The organism is Trichocoleus sp. FACHB-46, from assembly GCF_014695385.1.
GTDB lineage: Bacteria > Cyanobacteriota > Cyanobacteriia > FACHB-46 > FACHB-46 > Trichocoleus.
The window spans coordinates 16,222-36,151 of record NZ_JACJOD010000028.1; the positions used below are offsets into that span (position 1 = coordinate 16,222).

12 protein-coding genes and 1 tRNA gene are annotated in these 19,930 nt (G+C 48.7%); 7 read left to right on the forward strand and 6 right to left on the reverse strand.

The annotated features are described in order from the left end of the window. Nucleotides 1–477 precede the first annotated feature (477 nt). Nucleotides 478–1,338, reverse strand: coding sequence for an SDR family oxidoreductase (locus tag H6F72_RS15585; RefSeq protein ID WP_190437346.1), 861 nt, complete (start codon nucleotides 1,336–1,338; stop codon nucleotides 478–480). A 562-nt stretch (nucleotides 1,339–1,900) separates the two neighbouring features. On the opposite strand from H6F72_RS15585, the gene H6F72_RS15590 reads away from it, so the two are divergent. Continuing rightward, nucleotides 1,901–3,106 (forward strand): hypothetical protein, encoded by a 1,206-nt coding sequence (locus H6F72_RS15590; RefSeq protein ID WP_190437348.1) that lies wholly within the window; start codon nucleotides 1,901–1,903, stop codon nucleotides 3,104–3,106. 84 nt (nucleotides 3,107–3,190) lie between these two features. On the opposite strand, the gene H6F72_RS15595 is transcribed toward H6F72_RS15590, so the two are convergent. Further along, nucleotides 3,191–3,400 (reverse strand): RNA-binding S4 domain-containing protein, encoded by a 210-nt coding sequence (locus H6F72_RS15595; protein WP_190437351.1) that lies wholly within the window; start codon nucleotides 3,398–3,400, stop codon nucleotides 3,191–3,193. Nucleotides 3,401–3,509: 109 nt separating this feature from the next. Continuing rightward, complete coding sequence (locus tag H6F72_RS15600) at nucleotides 3,510–5,936, reverse strand: TIM-barrel domain-containing protein (RefSeq protein ID WP_190437353.1); 2,427 nt, start codon at nucleotides 5,934–5,936, stop codon at nucleotides 3,510–3,512. A 166-nt stretch (nucleotides 5,937–6,102) separates the two neighbouring features. Here H6F72_RS15600 and H6F72_RS15605 point away from each other — a divergent pair. Then, a tRNA-Val gene (locus H6F72_RS15605) sits at nucleotides 6,103–6,176 on the forward strand. 10 nt (nucleotides 6,177–6,186) lie between these two features. On the opposite strand, the gene H6F72_RS15610 is transcribed toward H6F72_RS15605, so the two are convergent. After that, nucleotides 6,187–10,497, reverse strand: coding sequence for an ATP-binding protein (locus H6F72_RS15610; RefSeq protein ID WP_199299115.1), 4,311 nt, complete (start codon nucleotides 10,495–10,497; stop codon nucleotides 6,187–6,189). A gap of 422 nt (nucleotides 10,498–10,919) precedes the next feature. On the opposite strand from H6F72_RS15610, the gene H6F72_RS15615 reads away from it, so the two are divergent. The 4 genes from H6F72_RS15615 (at nucleotide 10,920) to H6F72_RS15630 (ending at nucleotide 15,964) form a co-directional block, all read left to right on the forward strand. Beyond that, nucleotides 10,920–11,819, forward strand: a complete 900-nt coding sequence (locus tag H6F72_RS15615) for a tetratricopeptide repeat protein (protein WP_190437356.1) — start codon at nucleotides 10,920–10,922, stop codon at nucleotides 11,817–11,819. A gap of 143 nt (nucleotides 11,820–11,962) precedes the next feature. Beyond that, complete coding sequence (locus H6F72_RS15620; protein WP_190437360.1) at nucleotides 11,963–13,708, forward strand: ABC transporter ATP-binding protein/permease; 1,746 nt, start codon at nucleotides 11,963–11,965, stop codon at nucleotides 13,706–13,708. Between the two features lie 34 nt (nucleotides 13,709–13,742). Then, the gene (locus H6F72_RS15625) at nucleotides 13,743–14,720 is read left to right on the forward strand and encodes a 50S ribosomal protein L11 methyltransferase (RefSeq protein ID WP_190437363.1); all 978 of its coding nucleotides are present in this window, start codon (nucleotides 13,743–13,745) and stop codon (nucleotides 14,718–14,720) included. 74 nt (nucleotides 14,721–14,794) lie between these two features. Beyond that, the gene (locus H6F72_RS15630; protein ID WP_190437366.1) at nucleotides 14,795–15,964 is read left to right on the forward strand and encodes an AGE family epimerase/isomerase; all 1,170 of its coding nucleotides are present in this window, start codon (nucleotides 14,795–14,797) and stop codon (nucleotides 15,962–15,964) included. Here the strand turns inward: H6F72_RS15630 and H6F72_RS15635 are convergent. Together H6F72_RS15635 and H6F72_RS15640 are read right to left on the reverse strand one after the other, a co-directional pair. Beyond that, entirely contained in the window at nucleotides 15,957–18,146 is a 2,190-nt protein-coding gene (locus H6F72_RS15635; protein ID WP_190437369.1) for an ATP-binding protein, read from the reverse strand. The genes H6F72_RS15630 and H6F72_RS15635 overlap by 8 nt on opposite strands. A gap of 323 nt (nucleotides 18,147–18,469) precedes the next feature. Further along, complete coding sequence (locus H6F72_RS15640) at nucleotides 18,470–18,628, reverse strand: hypothetical protein (protein ID WP_190437371.1); 159 nt, start codon at nucleotides 18,626–18,628, stop codon at nucleotides 18,470–18,472. A 19-nt stretch (nucleotides 18,629–18,647) separates the two neighbouring features. Between H6F72_RS15640 and H6F72_RS31145 the strand changes: the two genes are divergently transcribed. Then, a complete protein-coding gene (locus H6F72_RS31145) occupies nucleotides 18,648–19,925 on the forward strand; it encodes an AAA family ATPase (RefSeq protein WP_190437375.1) in 1,278 nt (425 codons plus the stop codon). Nucleotides 19,926–19,930: the final 5 nt, after the last annotated feature.

The window sequence follows — 19,930 nt, forward strand, 5'->3', positions numbered from 1 at the left end:
GAAGAGTTGATCGAAACATGCAATGTTAATCAGCGATACCCGGTGTGCAGTAGAGCTAGCTTCATTCGCACCACACTGAAGGCATTAATAATTTCAGAGCTCTCTATTGCTATTGGTACTAGCAATAGATCACATAACTAATCTATGTAATAGTCTGTTAAGTTTCATTGTTCTAAAGGTTTACTTCTGCCAATCTTGCAAACTCCTAAAGGTAGAGCTGTATCCCTCAACCAGTAGTAGCTTCAGTTACATCAAACAAAATGGCATGGATCAACTTTTTTGATTTCAAGAAAAAAGAAACCTAGAAGTTTTCTAAAACTGGTGGCCCAGCTGGCCTAAACTCCTAGGTTTGATAATGACACTGAATCGCTTCGTATACAGTACTGTGACTAAATCAGCTACACTTCCGACTCAAGCCAGAAATTTCCGTAACGTTGATGGGTAAACCAATATAGAAACGGTTTTGCTGAGAATTTTTTATCCTCCAACAACTTCGCCACCATTGGGGTGCAGAATTTGCCCGGACATATAGGAGGAATCATCAGAAGCCAAGAAGACATAGCTCGGTGCAACTTCTTCTGGCTGCCCAGCTCGTTGCATCGGCACCTGTGACCCAAAGCTCTTAACCTTGTCCTCTGGGAAGGTCGCAGGAATTAGAGGAGTCCAGATTGGTCCAGGAGCGACGCCATTTACCCGAATACCCTTCTCGACCAAAGATTGTGACAAAGAGCGGGTAAAGGCAACGATCGCGCCTTTAGTGGAAGAGTAGTCTAGCAGTTGCTGATTGCCCTTATAAGCTGTGACTGAAGTGGTATTGATGATGGCACTGCCTTCCTTGAGGTGGGGCAGAGCGGCTTTCGTCAGAAAGAACATGCTAAAGATATTAGTGCGGAAAGTACGCTCCAGTTGTTCCGCTGTGATGTCCTCAATGCTTTGCTGCGGATGTTGCTCAGCCGCATTGTTCACCAAAATGTCGAGGTAGCCTAGTTGCTGTACCGTTTGCTGTACAGCTTCTTTGCAGAATTGCTCGTCGCCAATATCACCTGCAATGGTGATACAGCGTCTGCCTTCCGCTTCAACTCGGCGCTTGGTATCTTCTGCATCTTGATGCTCATTCAGGTAAAGGAGTGCGACATCGGCTCCTTCTTTGGCGTAGAAAACTGCTACAGCGCGTCCAATGCCACTATCTCCTCCAGTAATCAGAGCGACTTTTCCTTGTAGTTTGCCGCTTCCCCGATATTTAGAATCATCAAACTGAGGTCTGGGAGTCATTTCAGACTCAATGCCAGGCTGTTGATTCTGATGTTGGGGTGGTTGTAATTCTTTGGATTGACTCATCGTTGCTTCTCCCGGAGTTTTGCTGTATTTCTATCTGTTAAAAGACTTTTAGAAGTCAGCCATAAGCTAAGTTGAAAATCTGCTCTTTATCTGCCGAATCTCAACTATTTAAATTCTTTTGGCTGTTCCCTAATCTGCCGCCTTATTAGCTTCGGCGAGCATGTTCACTTTAGAACGCACTTTTAGTTCAGTTCTGCTTCATTGGAGATAAATTCAGGTCGTTCTATAGGTGAGTTTCTCGTAAGCTAAGCTGTGATGCCTGATACTTTAAGTGACTTGACGATCGACATGATTAATTAGTTGTAGCAATAAGCCACTATTCAGCACGGGCAGTATTTATCGGTACAGTCACACTTCATTCAGACACAGCGTTTTTACAACTTTGGATAGAGTAGTCTCTCTGTCCTCAGTGGAAGAAGCTGTGAGCGATCGCCACTAAGCTGCTTAATAGCAAATACTTTGAAAATGCCAGCACCTTGAATTCATCAATAGAAGTCGATTGGGACAAGCCGATTGAGCTGATTAATTCGAGGCATTTTACATAATTTGAGCAGGTGAAATAATGAGCTTTAATCCGCTAGCTGAAAAAGGAATTCCGCTTGATCAACAGCTACGAAATTGGTCCGAGCTAAACGTTCAGCCCTATATCAAAGATCAAGTCGACCCCTATACTCGTACCCGTGTCATTACGATGAACGGAATTGAAACGGAAGGGATATTTTTCTCTCATCAATTTGCGCGCCACACCGCTGACCCAGACTTGCGGAGACAACTCGCCATGCTGCGTCGAGTCGAGCAGCAACAGCAGAAAGTGGTTAACTGGCTCACGCCTGGTAATGAATCAACTTTGGAAGTCACGATTGGTTATGAGCAGGTTGCAGTTGACCTCACTGCCTTTTTAGCTCGTCATGAACCTGATCCTTATATCAAGCAAGCGTTTGAATTTGGTCTTTTAGAAGACTTCGACCATCTCTATCGCTATGCCAACTTGCTAGAAATGACCGAAGGCAAGAAAGCAGAAGAAGTCACAGGTCGGTTGACTGAGATTATGCCAGGACGGCCAACAGTCGCCGAACACCGCCATCCCTATGATGATGTGCGTAGACCTAGCGATCGCACCAAAGCTGATCCGGTCTCCCTGCTGCACGTGCTGACCTTGGTTGCTTCCGAGCAACAGACCATGAACTTCTACATGAACGTGGGCAATCGTCCTATGAACCCGCTGGCACGGGGACTCTACCTGGAAATCGCTCAAATTGAGGAACAGCACGTCACCCATTATGAATCTCTGCTTGACCCCAATGCTTCTTGGCTAGAGCAGGAAGTTCTGCACCAGTACAACGAGTGCTATCTGTACTATTCCTTCATGCAGCAAGAGTCCGATCGCCGGATCAAGCAAATATGGGAACTCCACTTGAACATGGAGATTGAGCATCTGCGGATTGCTTGTGACCTGCTCCGTCAGTATGAAAATCGCGATCCGGAAGAATTCTTGCCCCAAAGCTTACCGGAGACCATGCGCTTTGAAGAAAACAAAGACTATATCCGTCAAGTTTTAGCAGATCAGGTGAATTTGACTACTCAAGATACGGAATTTGTGCCAGTTGAGCAACTACCTGAGGATGCTCGCTACTTCCAATACCAAAAGACGGTCAACGCGGGCGGCGTACCCAGCGAACAGGTGATTGAAGAACACCGCAGTCAAATGGGTGGCGACTATCGCATGACCACAGAGGGAGCGCATCCATTGGCGGGTGCTAATCGCTAAAGACCGAACCCCCCAGCCCCTCCATAATAAAGAAGCGGCTGGGGGGTCTTACAGTTGAAAGAAGATGAGGAAGAGAGAGGCGAATTAGAGGTTATCCAAATCCACTTCAAAAGTTTGGTCATCCACGGTGACGCGATCGCCGGACACTAGTTTGCGACCCCGACGAGTTTCCAAAACACCGTTGACACTCACTACTTCATTTTGAATGATCATCTTGGCTTGACCACCGGTGTCTACAAGCCCAATCACCTTCAAAAATTGATCTAGTTTAATCGTATCGCTCGTCTTAGTCATACCAGGTCAGAGAGAGGAGTCTCAGTAGAAGTCATTATTGCTATTCTCTATTGTCTTTGAATGTTCCTGCTTTGGAGATGGGCGATCGCGAAATTAGCTCTAACTTGTCTTATTCCTCAGTCACCACCAACTGCCAGCTAGCTGCTTGAGGAACTTGAGGCAGCGTTACTTCTAAGCGATCGCCTACCCAGCACAAATCCCTGATTTCTGCCCCTTGAACTGTGACTCGGCTGTGAGGAGTTAAACCAATCCAATGCACTTGGAAATTTCGGGCAGCAGGCATATCTGTATAGGTGCCTCGGATTGCTTCACAAGTTAGGATGTGCTGGCTAGATGCTTGCTGTTGGGTAAATCGCCGCCGACTGCCTGCTTCAGTCAAATATGCCTGACTCATACCATCATCCTCATAAAAATCCAGGTCACCAGCATCTCCTGCATAAACTTCGAGCAGTAGTGTGGCGGCTGGTTGGTTTCCTGCTCGTAAAGCCATAGGCTGTAGCGGCAAAATGGCCCCTGCTTTTACAAACACGGGTACTTGGTACAGTGGCACATACAAATTCAACTGTTGCGCTCCTTGATAGAATTTACAGGTTTCTCGATGCCACCAACCTCCCACAGGCAAATAGATAGAGCGATATCCGCCTGCTTCTACTACAGGCGCTACTAAGACGCGATCGCCTAGGAGATACTGGGTTGGTTGTTCATAGGCAACAGGATCTTCGGGATAATGCAGATACAGAGGCCGACAGAGGGGCAATCCTGTTTCAAAGGCAATTCGACTGAGGTGATAGAAGTAGGGAAGAAACTGAATCCGCGTCTGGAAGGCTTGGCGAACTGCGTCTAACACCCACTGGCCATAGGCCCAAGGCTCTCGTTTGCCGTGATCTGAGTGCAAGCGCACCACCGGACTCCAACAACCAAACTGCACCCAACGCACATACAATTCAGGGTCAATATAGGGGACACCAGGCACATGGTTGTAGAAACCTCCTAAATCGTGTGACCAATAGGCGACCCCAACGTTACCAGCCCGTGCCGTAAAATCTACGAGTAACTGCAACACTTCCCACTGCGAGTAGGTATCCGCTGAAAACTGAGCGGGATAGCGATGGGAACCCATGCCCCCGGTACGAGACAAAATCATCGGTCGCTGGGAACGATTGGCTAGATGCGTGAAATAAACATGATTTGTCCAGAGCTGAGAGTTGACGCCGGGATGAATCGCGCTAGAGCCATCAATCCACCAAAAATCGATGCCATCTGCTTCTCGCGGACCGTGCAGCACCTGCATAAATAATCGAGCTTCTTCTGGCTCGGCCAAGTTAAACAACAGCCAACCCGTTTCTAGCTCTGCTTGGGTGGGCTTATATTCTGCCATTCCGCTCGGATGCCAGGATTCAAAAATCCAACTGGACATCGGGTTTCTGATTGCAAATACCTTTCCCGCTTTGACATCATCTGGGTCTAGCCCTCGCGCTTCGCACAAAGCTTGGAACTGGCTATCGCCCGGAGCTAAGCCCTCTGGGTGAACATTCGCTCCGACATGCAGTCCTTGCTCATGAATCTGCTTTAGAAAGGTCGGTGCATCTGGGAAAAATTCTGGGTTCCAATCCCAACCACACCAACCCGACAAATGCCAATCCACATCCAAAATCAAGACATCGAGTGGTAGGTCAAGTGCCTCAAATTGCTTCACTAGGTTGTGGTAGTCAGTGTCGTAGAGTTGCCCAAACAACGAAAACCAAACCCCAAAAGCCCAGCGCGGCAACATTGGAACTGGGCCACAAAGTTGGACAAAGTTTTGTAGGGCTTGAGCATAGTCAGAGCCGTAAGCAAAGAAATACCAATCTTGGCCTTCTGGATCGAATCGTTGAGCTAGCCAGTTGTTTTCTAGGGGGGCACTAGCTGAGTCATTCAAGACGCTATAACCACTCCGGCTGAGAATTCCTGGTGGGAAGCGGTGCCACTCTTGCAAGACTTGCCGCACTTCCTCTGGTAACTCTTCCTGACGGTAGCGATCGAGATACCAGAGTGGTGGCTCCTCAAAGCGGGTAGTTTCTCCGCGATCGCGCAAGCTCAGGTGAGCCTTTTTCATCGGGTTGTAAAGCCATTCTTGGGTGTAAGGGTAGGCGCGTTCTACTGTTGCCGGATGTACTTCAGTGGGTCGGAGATTGCGGTGGATCAGGTCAAGGCTACAGAATGTACCGCCCAAGTTGGCAGAGTCAACAGTTGTAGGAGTCCAACTTCCTTTTTGTGTCCCACAGCGCCACTCTATTTGCAGGTTGTTGTCGTTGAATGGCTGAGTATCCGGTCGATAGTGAATTTGAATCAGTTCAGTTTGTAGTTGGAGTACACCAGCCTCGGTCCAGGCGATCGCCTGAAAGGGTAATGCTTGAGGTCGCGTCATTGCTTGGACGGTGGGTCGATCCTCAAATTGCCCCGTTGCTGACCACTCCAAACGAACTAAGCCTTGGCTCAAGGCACTAAAGCGAGCAGAACCACAAACAACGCGATCGCCTACAACCTGATATTGCACAGCATTTCTCCCTAGAGACCCTCAGTTTCCCAAGGTAGCAAGGACTTTTCGGGCTAGTTGACTTTGCAGTGGCTAGGTCAGAAAAAACTGCCCAAGGAAAGTTATTCCCGATTCACGAGAGGGATTGCGCTTTTCTGGAAGGGTGTGATACATTTATAAATCGCTAGGACGCATAGCTCAGTTGGTTAGAGCACTACGTTGACATCGTAGGGGTCACTGGTTCGAGTCCAGTTGTGTCCATCACTTACACTCACAGGCGATCGCCCTTTCCTAGCAATGTGACGATCGTCTTGACTAGCTCGTCGGGTTCTACAGGTTTTGCCACATGCTGTTGAAACCCAGCGGCAAGAGCTTGTTTTTGGTCTATCTCTCCAGCATAGGCAGTAAGGGCGATCGCTTTGGGTACGGCTTTGCTGAATGCTGAATGCTGATTGAGTTCTAGTGAGTTGGCTGAAGCAGAGGCGTCTGCAAAACGGGCTTTGATCTGCCGCATCAGCATATAACCATCCATGATGGGCATACCAATATCACTAATCAAGAGATCTGGTTGGAACTGCTCTAAAAGAGCTAAAGCCTCTGACGCAGATGCTACTGAACTGACCTCGGCTCCATATTGCGTCAGAATAAACTCGACTAAATCCCGCATATCGGCTTCGTCGTCTACCACCAACACGCGTACTCCGCTCAGGTCGATGGTAGTGGTATCTGAGTTCTGAGGGTGTAAGGGTTCTGAAGCTAGTCTCTGGAGCGGGATTCTAACTGTAAAGGTAGATCCTAACCCTTCCCCAGGGCTCTCTACATCGACAGTACCACCATGTAACTCGCTCAAGTGGCGAACGATCGCCAACCCTAATCCTAAGCCGCCAAATTTACGGGTAGTTGTTCCATCCTCCTGCCGAAAATACTCAAACACATGCGGCAGAAATGCTGAATTGATGCCTTTTCCAGTATCTTTAACTTGAATTTGGGCCTGAGTGCCTGCTGGCTCTAATCGAACTTCTACCTGTCCACCTGCGGGGGTGAACTTGATGGCATTGGAGAGCAAGTTCCAGACAATTTGTTGAATTCGAGCCGCATCTCCGGAGATCTGGGCGACATCAGCCGCAAACAGAGTTTGAATTTCAATTTGTTTGGCCTCCGACGCCAAACGTACGGTTTCGATCGCCGCTTGGATGACTGTGACTAGGTTAACTGGACTCACATTCAAAGTCATCTTGCCTTGTAGGATGCGGGAGACATCTAGCAGATCTTCGATCAATTGGGTTTGTAGTTTGGCATTGCGTTCAATCGTTTCTAGCGCCCGCTGGGTTGTTTGCTCATCTAACTTGCCTTGTTGTAGTAGCTTTGACCAACCCAAAATAGGGTTGAGAGGCGATCGCAACTCATGGGATAAGACTGCTAGAAACTCATCTTTAATCCGGTTAGCACGTTCAGCCTCCGCTCTGGCCGCTTGCTCAAGTTGCAGGAGATGGTAGCTTTGCGCCGCATATCGTTCCCGTTCCGCTTCTACTTGTTTGCGATCCGAAATGTCTATAACTGAACCAATATATCCTTTGAATTCACCTTCCGCCCCATGCCAAGGAGCCGCCGCATCCAACATCCAGTAATACTCACCATCGTGACGCCGCAACCGATACTCTACGCGAAACGGTTCACCACGCTGACTAGATTTTATGAAATTATCCTTAGCGCCGCTGCGGTCATCTGGATGGACAGCATCCAACCAGCCCAAACCCAAACCACTTATCTCACTCTGACCAGAGAATTCGTACCAGCTTTGGCTCAGGTAAGTACATTGGCCTGCTGAATTAGTTACCCAGATCATGACGGGGGCGTTGTCTGCCATGTGGCGAAATCGCTCCTCGCTTTCCAATAGCGCTGTTTCTACTTGCTTGCGATCGCTAATGTCGGTCACAAAAATAGTGACACCTTCGGCAAAAGGATAAATCCGGTTCTCGAACCAACGCTGATAGGGTGGATAAAAAACCTCAAATCGAACCACTGTTTGTTCAGCAACTGCCCGACACACCTCAGTTCCGAATAGACTGTTAACCATGTCGGGAAACACATCCCAAACACGCTGACCTAGCAATTCTTCCTTACGCTTACCCGTCACTCGCAGGACTTGTTCATTGATGAAGCTGTAGCGCCACTCCCGGTCCAGCACAATAAACTGATCGTTAATGCCTGCCAGAACGCTCTCTAAACGAACTCTAACTGCCTCTGCTTCAGCCCGTAGACCTTGCTCTCGCTGGGTGGCTTCTTGCCGCAATCGCGCCAGCTTTAAGGTTGCTTCTACCCGTGCCAGCAGCTCCCGAGCTGAGAATGGTTTAATCAAGTAGTCATCAGCTCCAGCTTCCAATCCCTCGACACGAGACTCTTCGCCCGCGCGAGCTGATAGCAGGATAATGGGGATATCTTGAGTTTGCGGATCGGAACGAAGCGATCGCAATAGGGCAAAGCCATCGAGCCCTGGCATCATGACATCTGTTAACACTAAGTCAGGCGGGTGGTGACGAATCGCAGCGAGGGCACCAAGACCATCTGTAACGGTTTCTACTGCATATCGTTGACTCAGGAGCCGTTTCACATAGTCGCGCATGTCGGCGTTGTCATCAGCCAAGAGGATACGAGCCGCAGGTTGAGGAAGTAAAGATGAAGAGTTTAAGGAAACATCTGCTCCCACGTTGCTCCTTTCGTTGATCTCCTGAGGTGTTGTTTCACTAACATAAACATCCTTTTCAGGTAACCAACGCAAGGCTTCTGCCACAAAGGAGACCGAGCCTACCGCTGTTATAGGTGATATGCGAGTATCACTAATGCGCTCTGGCGGGAGATGAGCCGTTCCGGTGGGAATCGAGACGGTGAAGCAGGTGCCTTGCCCCTCTAAACTCTCTACAGCGATCGCGCCTCCATGCAGCTTGACTAATTCTTGAACCAAGGAGAGACCAATCCCTGATCCCTCAAAACTACGTCCTTGGGCTCCCTTGACTCGATGAAACCGCTCGAACAAATGGGGGATTTCAGCGGCAGGGATACCAATGCCAGTGTCTCGGATTGCTAGCTCAACATGATCTTGCATCCACTGCAAGCGAGCTGAAATTTCGCCGTTAAAGGTGAACTTAAAGGCATTGGAGAGTAGGTTAAGCACTATCTTTTCCCACATCTCTCGGTCTACATAAATAGCCTCAGGTAAGCGTTGGCAATCCACAACCAGGTGTAAATCAGCCCGCTCGATTGCAGAGCGAAAAACACTGGCTAGTTCTGTCGTCAAAGCTGCCAAATCAGTAGGTTCATATAAGGCTTGAACTCGCCCTGCTTCAATTCGGGAAAAGTCTAACAGCGTATTGACCAACTTCAGCAACCGCAGTCCATTGCGCTGTACCGTCTCAATCCGCTCTCTCTGAGTAGGCGGTAGGGGCTCGGTCTGGTCAGCCAGGGCATCGTCAGTAGGACCCAACATTAAAGTTAAAGGGGTACGGAATTCGTGGCTGACATTGCTGAAAAAGACAGTTTTAGCGCGATCGAGTTCTGCCAAAGCTTCTGCTCGTTTCCGCTCTTCCTCGTAAGCTTGGGCATTAGCAATACTAGCGGCGATCTGCGCTGCTACCAGATCCAGAAATCCCTTATAGTTATCGTCCAACAGCCGGAACGGATTAAGACCCGCTACTAAGATACCTGCCTTACCAGTCTGTCCAGATGGGGAGATCGGCAGTGCGACTGCTTGATGGGGTAAGCGATCCCAAGACCCTGTGGGCAGGTCGTCAAAACGTTTCTCTAGGTCAGTGACTAAACAAAATTGACGGGTTTCGAGCACTTCTGCAAAGCACCAAGCGCCATCATCCAGAGAGATTATTTCAGGAGCGATCGCGTGACCCCGCTCAATGCCACTAGTTCCCGCCAGAAACAGGTGCCGCTGATCTGGATCAACCAGATAAATCATGGCGAAAGGGAGATCGTAAAGATAGGTTTCTAGACAGGCCGCACTTAGGGTGCAAGCTTCATCAAACGTTCGGGCATCGGCGGTTCTAGCGGCTAGTTCTCGTAGTAGAGACAACTGCCGTTCACCAATGATGCGCTGCGTATCGTCTGTGTTGGCACAAAGGATGCCGCCTGTCCCACCCTCGTCATCCGGTACGGGGCTATAGGAGAATGTGTAGTAAGTTTCCTCCGGGTAGCCGTTGCGTTCCATGATCAGCAGCAGTGCTTCGTCATAGGTGCCTTCATTTTTACGCATTACCGAGGCCGCCCGGGGACCGACTTGGTCCCAAATCTCTCGCCAGACTACTGAAGCGGGCTGGCCTAGAACTCCTGGATGTTTACCGCCAAGAATAGCTTTGTAGGCGTCGTTATAAAGGTTAATTAGCTCCTCGCCCCACCAGACAAACATCGGCTGTTGCGAGGTTAGCATGATGCGTACAGCAGTTTTGAGGCTCTGCGACCACTGCTCTACGGGGCCTAGCGATGTTTGCGACCAGTCTCGCGATCGCATCAGCGCCCCCATTTCACCCCCACCCGCGAGAATGGCTTCTCGGATAGCTGCCTCTCGTTCTGCATTCACAGTTGTCACTCTACCTCTGAAACATATCCGGACGAAGGTGGCGCACTAGGGTGCCGATAGTTAGTTGTTCGATCCCAACCATTGCTGACCGATGGACAGAGTCATCACTATTGATAAAGTCCTTATCTCTGACTCTTAGGGATCAGACAGAAAATCTTCATCCTCCAAGAGGTAGACTTAGATTAACCTGAGTTCACATTTCTATAAAGAGTTGGTAATTTGACTCGATATAAACTGCAATCCCGATTCTGAAAAGCATAAACTTAGCAAATCAAATTAGCGTGAAAGCTACTTTTTGTCGGCAATTTGTTACTTCAAGGTCAGCGATCGCACCGAGAATGTTTCAGAAATTTAAGTGTAGCTCGTTGAAGTCTAACTGAATGGCTAATTGGGGCGCTGAGAGCTTGGAGTTGAGCAAAGACATGGCGAGACAAACGTTTACTGGGCTGGAGAGCCAAGATTTAAGGGATTGGGAAGCTACGCCGACCTTAGCCAATTCCGACTGGAGCGTCATTGTATTCATCCTCGGTCTCAGCCTAGGTTGGCACCTGGCTGGCTACCGTCGTGCTGCGGCTGCCAATCCAGCCGCAACTGGGGACACAGCTAATCCAGAGGCTGAACCAGATTTGGGACCACAAGATTTAACCCAACTGCCTTTTACTCAAGCGATCCAGTGGTTAGCTTATGGTAAAGACTTGGAACAAGCAGATCAATATGAGACAGCGATCGCTGTCTATGCGGAAGGATTGAAGCGTTTTCCTCGCAACTTCCGCCTCTGGCACGAACAAGGATTAGCGTTAGCCAAGCTACAACGATTTGAGGAAGCGATCGCCAGCTACGACCGAGCTTATGAGCTGCGACCCCGTGATCCAAGTTTGGCTCATGAACGTGGAGACACATTATTGCAGCTAGAGCGCTACGAGGAAGCGATTACTGCCTTTGATATCTATTTGAAATACACACCTGATAGTGAGCACATTCGCTCGGATCGAGGTTATGCACTCTATCAACTTGGCTGCTACAAAGAAGCGCTGCAATGGCTTAACCCGATTGTGCAGAGCCAGTCAAGCGATCGCTATTCGGTGCGGCACGCTCATTTCTATCAAATTAACTGTTTATGGCAGTTGGGTGAGCTGGAAACGGCTCTAAAGTCGTGCCGAGAAGCCATGAGACAATATCCTGATTCATGCTTTAAAAAACAGCAAGAAGCTCTGAGACAACGGATTGCTGACCTGACCAGTGACGCTGAGCCATCTGAGCCGACCCCAGAACCAACATTAGAATCAGCGGCAGCGGTATCAACTAGTTCTGAAAACACCTGAAGTTGCATCTGATCGGCCTCTGCGCTGATCAAGTTGGGATTGCTATAGGATCGACTATTGGGCAGATTTCAACCTGCTTGAGACCGGTTTAGCCTTTGAAGGGTTTGCCCCGTTCGCAAAGCAATTCCAAGGAAAATAAGCAGATGGATCGATTGAACTTCAAAGTGTTTCAGCAGTTTTGGGCGATCGCCAAATCCTACTGGTTCGGAGATGAGAAATGGCAAGCTAGAGGCTTATTGTTAGGAGTGGTGCTGTTTTTGCTGGCCTATACGGGGCTGAGCGTAGTCCTCAACAACAAGCGAGGCGTGCTGATCTCCGCGCTCTCGGCTCGGGATGAACCTCGGTTTTGGCAAACAGTCACTATCTTTATTGCGGTGTTGGTCCTGTATGCCCCTCTGCTGGCAGGTTACCGATATTTGCGCGATCGCCTGAGTTTGCAATGGCGGCGTTGGCTGACCAATCGCTTTCTCGAAAATTACTTTAGCAATCGGGCCTACTACCATCTCAATACCTCCAACACAGAGATTGACAACCCAGACCAGCGGATTGCTGAAGATGTTCGCAGCTTTACCCAAGAATCTCTCACCTTTTTGTTGGTGTTAGTGGAGTCGGTGTTGTCGGTGATTGCCTTTAGTGGCGTGCTTTGGGGAATTTCTCAACCTTTGGTTTTTTTCCTGGTGCTTTATGCTCTAGTTGGCACGATCGTCACAACGGTTGTGTTTGGTAAACCATTGGTACGACTCAACTTTGAGCAACTCAAAAAAGAAGCTGACTTTCGCTTTAGTTTGGTGCGAATTCGGGAGAATGCTGAAGCGATCGCCTTTTATCGAGGGGAGGAGCGCGAGTCGCAGCAGATTCAACACCGATTTCTTGAAGTATTCGACAACGTCAAGCGACTGCTGCTTTGGGAATTGAATCTGAACGTGTTAACCAATGCCTATGAATTTATCCCTTTCGTACTGCCAGCTTTAGTTGTAGCGCCAGCGATCTTTGCGGGGGAGATGGAGGTAGGCAAAGTCACTGAAGCCCAGGGAGCCTTTGTGCGGGTCTTTTTCTCGCTGAATGTGGTAGTAGCTCGTTTCCAAGCTCTGACTACCTTTGGGGCTGGCATCAATCGCTTGTATACCTTTGCTGAGTTTCTAGAAAAGCCGCAGGACAACCAAACTGTTGATGCTCCCGACTCGCTGACTGAAGCAACCATTCAAACCGTGGCTGCCGATCGCGTCGCGGTAGAACATCTCACTTTAGAAACGCCCAACCACCAACGCACGCTGATCGAAAACTTATCTGTCGAATTACAGGCTGGGCAAGGGCTTTTGGTAATGGGGCCGAGTGGTTGTGGCAAAAGTTCCCTACTACGGGCGATCGCTGGGTTATGGAATACGGGTCGTGGTACCATCTTGCGCCCCGGGCCAGATCAGATTCTGTTTTTACCCCAACGTCCCTATATGGTAATGGGGACTCTACGGGACCAACTGCTCTATCCCAACACGCATATTCAGGTGGATGACCAACGCTTAAAGCAAGTGCTGCAACAGGTAAATTTAGCAGATCTGGATGAACGCTTTGGTGGTTTTGAGACTGAACGAGACTGGGCAGAAGTCTTATCGTTAGGAGAACAACAGCGTCTCACTTTTGCCCGCTTACTGGTCAACCAACCGAAGTACGCCATCTTGGATGAGGCGACGAGCGCTTTGGATCTCGACAATGAGGAAAAACTCTATCAACATCTACAAGCGATCGGTACTACCTTCTTGAGCGTCGGTCATCGCCCGAACCTAGCGAATCATCATCAGCAAGTGTTGCAGCTCTCCCAAGATAAAACCTGGCAGATCCGGCAACCTTTGATCTTCCGTCAAGAACAACTGGAGTTGATCGAGCTACCTTGAGCCGCGCTAGAATGACCTCTTTGGGAAAGTAAGTATGTCGTGGATCGAATTGAGCCTGGATACCACACCAGAGGCGGTGGACTGGGTTCAGACGCTGCTAGCAGGAACTGACTATCAAGGAGAAATTCGAGTCACGGCTTACAGTGAATTAGATTCTCGCTGCCCCAGGGAGCCAGAAACTCCCCCTCATGACTGGGCATTCACGATTTGCTTATATCTCCCTTACGATATCCGGGTGCGCACTCAGATCGCTGAAATTGATTCTGTGCTTTCTCCCCTACATCGCACCGGGCTAACTACTGAGCTACAAGCTTCGATCGTAGAAGAGAAACCTGCTCTACCAGAGACGGTGAGTTCCCTAGTTCACCGCATCGGGCAGCGTTTTGTGGTTTTGCCCGGGGATATACCCTACCAACCTGAAACAGCTAATGAACTTACCTTAAGGATACAGACAAGTCTGGCCTTCGGCAGCGGTTTTCATCCAGCCACTCGGCTGAGCCTTCGGTTATTAGAGCGTCATGTTAGGCCTGAAATGCGGGCGCTCGATTTAGGATCAGGCTCAGGGATTTTGAGTGTAGCGATCGCGAAGCTGGGGGCACAAGTCCTGGCTCTAGATAACGACAGGGTGGCTGTAGAGTCTACGCAAGATGCTGTGGAGCGTAATGGTGTGGCGCAACAAGTCAGAGTGATGGAAGGCAGCTTGGGGGGTGGCAGCGAGCTAGGGCATTGGATGGGCGGAGATATTAGTGATCAAGTGCCTACCGTGAAAGCGATCGCAGAGTTTGACCTAATCATGGCGAATATTTTAGCGCGGGTACATGTTGCCCTCGCAGATGACTACCGCCAAGCCCTGCGACAGAATCAGGCTCAGGACGCACGGTTGATTACGGCTGGCTTCACTACAGATCACGAAGCGGAAGTAACAGCGGCCCTCGCAGCAGCAGGCTTTACCATCATTGACTCAGAATGCTGTAATGAATGGGTGGCCTTGGCTTATCAACTGCAAGCCTGAGCGATCGCCCCACCTCGATCAGCTAAGCGTAGGTGATAATAAACGCTGTTGGTTAGAAGACAGAGGACATGACGATGGAGCACGATTTTAAGCAACTAGCTGAACTGTATAAAAACGCGCTCCTCAACGATGTCATTCCTTTTTGGGAAGAGCACTCGATCGATTGGGAGCAAGGCGGCTATTTCACCTGTCTCGATCGCACGGGTCAAGTCTATGACACCGACAAGTTTATCTGGCTGCAAAACCGTCAAGTCTGGATCTTCTCGATGCTGTATAACCAACTGGAACAGCGAGAGAACTGGCTGAAGATTGCCGCGCATGGAGCCAATTTTCTCGCGCAGCATGGTCGCGATGATGAGGGGAATTGGTACTTCGCGATCGATCGCGCTGGCAACCCTTTAGTGCAGCCCTACAACATCTTCTCGGACTGCTTTGCAGCGATGGCCTTTAGCAAATATGCGTTGGCTTCTGGGGAAGCAAGTGCTAAGGAGATCGCACTACAGGCTTACAACAATGTGTTGCGCCGCAAGGAAAACCCCAAAGGTAAGTACAACAAAACCTATCCGGGTACTCGTCCGCTGAAGTCGTTGGCAGTGCCGATGATTTTAGCTAACCTCTCTTTAGAGATGGAATGGCTGTTGCCTCAGGAGAAATTGGAGCAAGTTCTGGAAGCTACAGTGCAGGAAGTAATGACCGACTTCCTAGACTGCGATCGCGGCTTAATGTATGAGAATGTGGCTCCCAATGGCTCCCATGTGGATTCTTTTGAGGGGCGGCTGATTAACCCAGGTCATGGGATTGAGGCCATGTGGTTCATCATGGATATTGTCAATCGTCGCCAAGATACTGCCACAATTCACCAGGCAGTAGATGTGGTGCTGAATATCCTCAACTTTGCTTGGGATACAGAATATGGCGGGCTGTATTACTTCATGGATGCCGAGGGCCACCCCCCGCAACAGCTAGAGTGGGACCAAAAACTTTGGTGGGTGCATGTGGAATCCTTGGTGGCGTTGGCAATGGGTTATCGCTTAACCGGGCGCGAGGATTGTTGGCAATGGTACCAAAAGCTGCACGATTACACCTGGTCTCATTTTGCTGACCCGGAATATGGCGAGTGGTTTGGCTATCTCAATCGTCGTGGAGAAGTCCTATTGAATCTCAAAGGCGGCAAATGGAAAGGTTGCTTCCATGTTCCTAGAGCGCTCTACCTCTGCTGGCAACAGTTCCAAGCGCTCAGCTGAGTTGACTCGGAATGTGGATCACAAACTGGGTTCCTTCACCAGGATAAGAGAGGCACTCTAGTTTGCCTCTATGTCTTTCTGTAATGATTTGGTAGCTGATTGACATCCCCATCCCTGTTCCTTTACCCACAGGTTTAGTGGTAAAAAAGGGATTAAAGATGCGGGCTTGAACATCCTTATGGATGCCTGGGCCATTATCTGCGATCGCGATCTGTATCCACTTTTCATCCACCACCACAGTTGAAATTTCGATTTGGCTGGGGTTATTGATCTCAGGCAGTTCTTCTAAAGCATCGATCGCATTCACCAAAATATTCATGAATACTTGGTTGAGCTGTCCAGCGTAACACTCGACTAGCGGCAAATCTCCATAGTTTTTGATGACTTCAATCTCTGGGCGATGCGAGTGAGCCTTGAGGCGGTGCTGCAAAATGAGCAAGGTACTGTCAATTCCCTCATGGATGTTCACTCGTTTAATCTCCGCTTCGTCCATGCGCGAGAAGTTGCGGAGAGAGAGCACAATTTGACGAATGCGATCGGTGCCGACCTGCATCGAAGACAATATTTTGGGCAGGTCTGCCTGCAAAAACTCTAAATCAATTGCTTCAGCAGCAGTTTTGACTTCGGGGACAGGATGAGGATCGTGCTGTTGATAAAGCTGCAAGAATCCTAATAAATCTCGGATATATTTCTGGGCATAACCCAAGTTGCCATAAATGAAGTTAACTGGGTTATTAATTTCGTGGGCGATGCCAGCGACTAGTTGACCTAGACTAGACATTTTCTCACTCTGAAGCATCTGAGCTTGGGTCCGCTGCAACTCAGTCAGAGCATTTTTGAGTTCGGTCGTGCGATCTTCCACGCGGTCTTCAAGTTCTTCATTGCTACTGGCTAGCGCCGTAAAGGATTCGCGTAGCTGTCCACTCATGTAATTGAAAGAATTCGCTAATGCGTTGATCTCCTGAATGCCACTTTCTTCTACAGTTTGATCTAAGTTGCCAGATGCCATTGCTTGACTAGCTCGGTTGAGTCTGGAGATCGGACGCGTAATCCACTGGGAGGTAAAGATGCCCAGGAGTGAAGCAACTCCCAGGGCTGCTAAACACAACCAGACTGTGGTGCGAGTGTTGGCATCAATTTGAGCCATAAATTCGCGTTCTGGCAGGCTCACCACAACCAGCCAATCTAGCCCGTAGGGATCGCGCCAAGGCGTAACTCGCACATAGTAGCGCTCTCCTTGTAAGTCAAGTTGTAGTTCTTGAGCTGTGGTAATGCTGCCAAAATTATTCAGGCGCTGTTGAAGCTGGATGGAAACGCCTTGAACAATAGAATTCGGACTGTTGATCGCTTTTAATCGCTGTGGCTTCTGGTTAACCAGTCTGGAGAGTGGCTCTGTCCCGGAGCTAGCAACTAGTAGACCATTGCGTTCTAGAATAAAGACTTGTCCAGAATCACTGATGTCTAAATCGCGGAGAAAGCTGCTGATTTGGCCTAGACGCTGCTCAACGGCGATCGCTCCAATGATCTTTTTATTCTTGTCATAAACTGGACTGCTAATCGAGATCGCGAGAGGATTGGCGGCTTCGCTTTGCCAGGTATAGACTGAAGACCACAAGGGTTTCCCTGTCTGCATTACCTCAGTGTACCAACTCTCCTTTTGAAAGGGGTAGCCTGAATCTTTGTCGAGCAGTCTACCTCGATTTCCCTGTGCATCTGGCTCATAGATATGGAGATTTTGATTGCCAAATTCGCTGGGGTCGATCCGCTCGGTAATTAGCTCGACTGGATAAGTCAGCGGGCGGCCCACATCCACATATTTGCCATTGGTGGAGCCAAAAAGGATATAACCCACGTTGTAGAGCTTGGCTTGCTTCCAGAAAAAACGTCCTAACCCATCTAGATCGTTGGGGTTGATTAAGCCAGAGCTAATAGCGGTTGCGTTCAGTTCATTGAGCTTGCGAGTACTAGACAGATAGTTTTCTAGGTGTTGATCAATCTGTTTGCCAACTTGACTCTCCAAGTTCAGCACCAATTCGTTGACTGCTCGTTGTCCATTCTTAAACGATAGATAGCCAACGATCGCGACTGCTCCAAAAACTTGTAAAACAAACGGCACAACCAGAACAAGTTGCAGTTTTTGTGCTGGAAATTTCCAAGTCTTACAGGAGCCTCGCTTTTTCATATAGTAGGCAATTAGGATTGATGGTCGTGCCTTTCACCCTAAGGTTTAAGCGATCGTAATTGATTGTGCAGTGGGAGAGCGAGTAGTGGTTTAGGAAAGCGCAGGAATAGTAGCAAGGATAATAGCTTTAATTCCTGGAAAACGCACACCCATTCTCCACCACAATAGTATTCCCGTAAGGCCAGTGTATTTATCTAACACATCCTGCCTATAGTGAAAGAGCGATCGCAACTAACAAAACGTTGATAGAAGGAGCTATGGGTAAGTCTATGATAGCGACATGCTCATTAATACTTGTAGAAAATGCGATCGCAGGATATTAGCTAAGGCGATCGCTCATCGTAGACCAGTTTGATACGATTAGTTGGGAGCAGCACAAGCACGGTATAAAGTTCCCATCCACAACCCATGACAAACGAGTCTAGGAAAACTAGTGGCAGACGTAAGCATAAGGCATCAGCTACTAATAATGTGCCACCCATCTATTTTCTTGCATTGGGTGTGGAGAATGTACTCTGTTTTAAGGATCTTCAAATTCTGTATCTCTCTGATGAGAACAGTCATCCAGCACAATGGACAGTTATCTTGGGTGATAATGGGGTTGGTAAGACTACCCTGCTACGCTGTTTGGCAGGTTTAGAAGTGAAGACGGATCAGCACACTGAAGAATTTGGATATTTTCCTCTTCTCCTCACTCCATATTCTTTTGAAGGCCCGGCGATGTGGCAGGAGGTAAAGATATTAGAACGTAATCGTGCACGAGTTTATCCTCGTTTTGTCAGCAATATTACCCTGACTTCCCTTAAGGAATCAAAAAAAGCAGATTTTCAAGAGCACGAAGCCGATGTAGGTATAGCTTCCGATTGTTCTTTTATGGGTCAAGAGTTTCAAGCGTTAATATGCTATGGCTACGGTGCAACACGTAGAATGGGGGAGACTTCTCTGGGTGAAAGTTTGACTATAGAGAATTCAGTAAGTTTATTTTCGGAAAGAGCTTCTCTTATTAATGCGGAAGAGTGGCTCTTACAAACTGATTATGCTGCCCGCTCTGCTTCAGGTGAGATTCGCGCTCGCTTAGAAAAGCAACTACATCAAATCATAGAAGTTTTAAAACGAATTCTGCCTGATATAGAAGACATTCGTATTGCACCAGCGGATGAAGAAATTCCCCGTCCAAGAGCAGAATTCTTGACACCTTATGGTTGGGTTCACCTCTCAAGTCTGGGGTTAGGCTATCGAACGGCGGTCGCCTGGATGGTTGATCTAGCAGTGCGGCTGTTTCGGCGCTATCCCGACAGTGAAGACCCGTTGGCTGAACCTGCAATCGTGCTAGTGGATGAAATTGACTTGCATCTGCATCCCAAGTGGCAGCGCAATATCATGAACTTCTTGACTGAACGATTCCCAAACACTCAATTCATTGTGACTGCTCACAGCCCGTTGGTGGTGCAAGCAGCAAAAGATGCAAATATCGTATTACTGAGACGGGAAGGCGATCGCGTAGTCATTGATAATAATCCTGAAATTGTTGAAAACTGGCGAGTTGATCAAGTACTGACTAGCGTTTTTGAGCTGCCAACTGCTAGACCCGCCGATTTAGAGCCTTTGTTGGCTCGCAGACAAGAATTACTCTCTAAAGCCCGTCTTTCCAAAGCAGACAAAGCAGAACTTCAAGAGTTGGAAGCTCAAATTGGTGCTCTCCCTACGGCAGAAACTCCTGAGGATATAAAAGCAATGGATATCATTCGTCGTGCGGCTAAATTGCTAGAGAATTCCTGAACGGA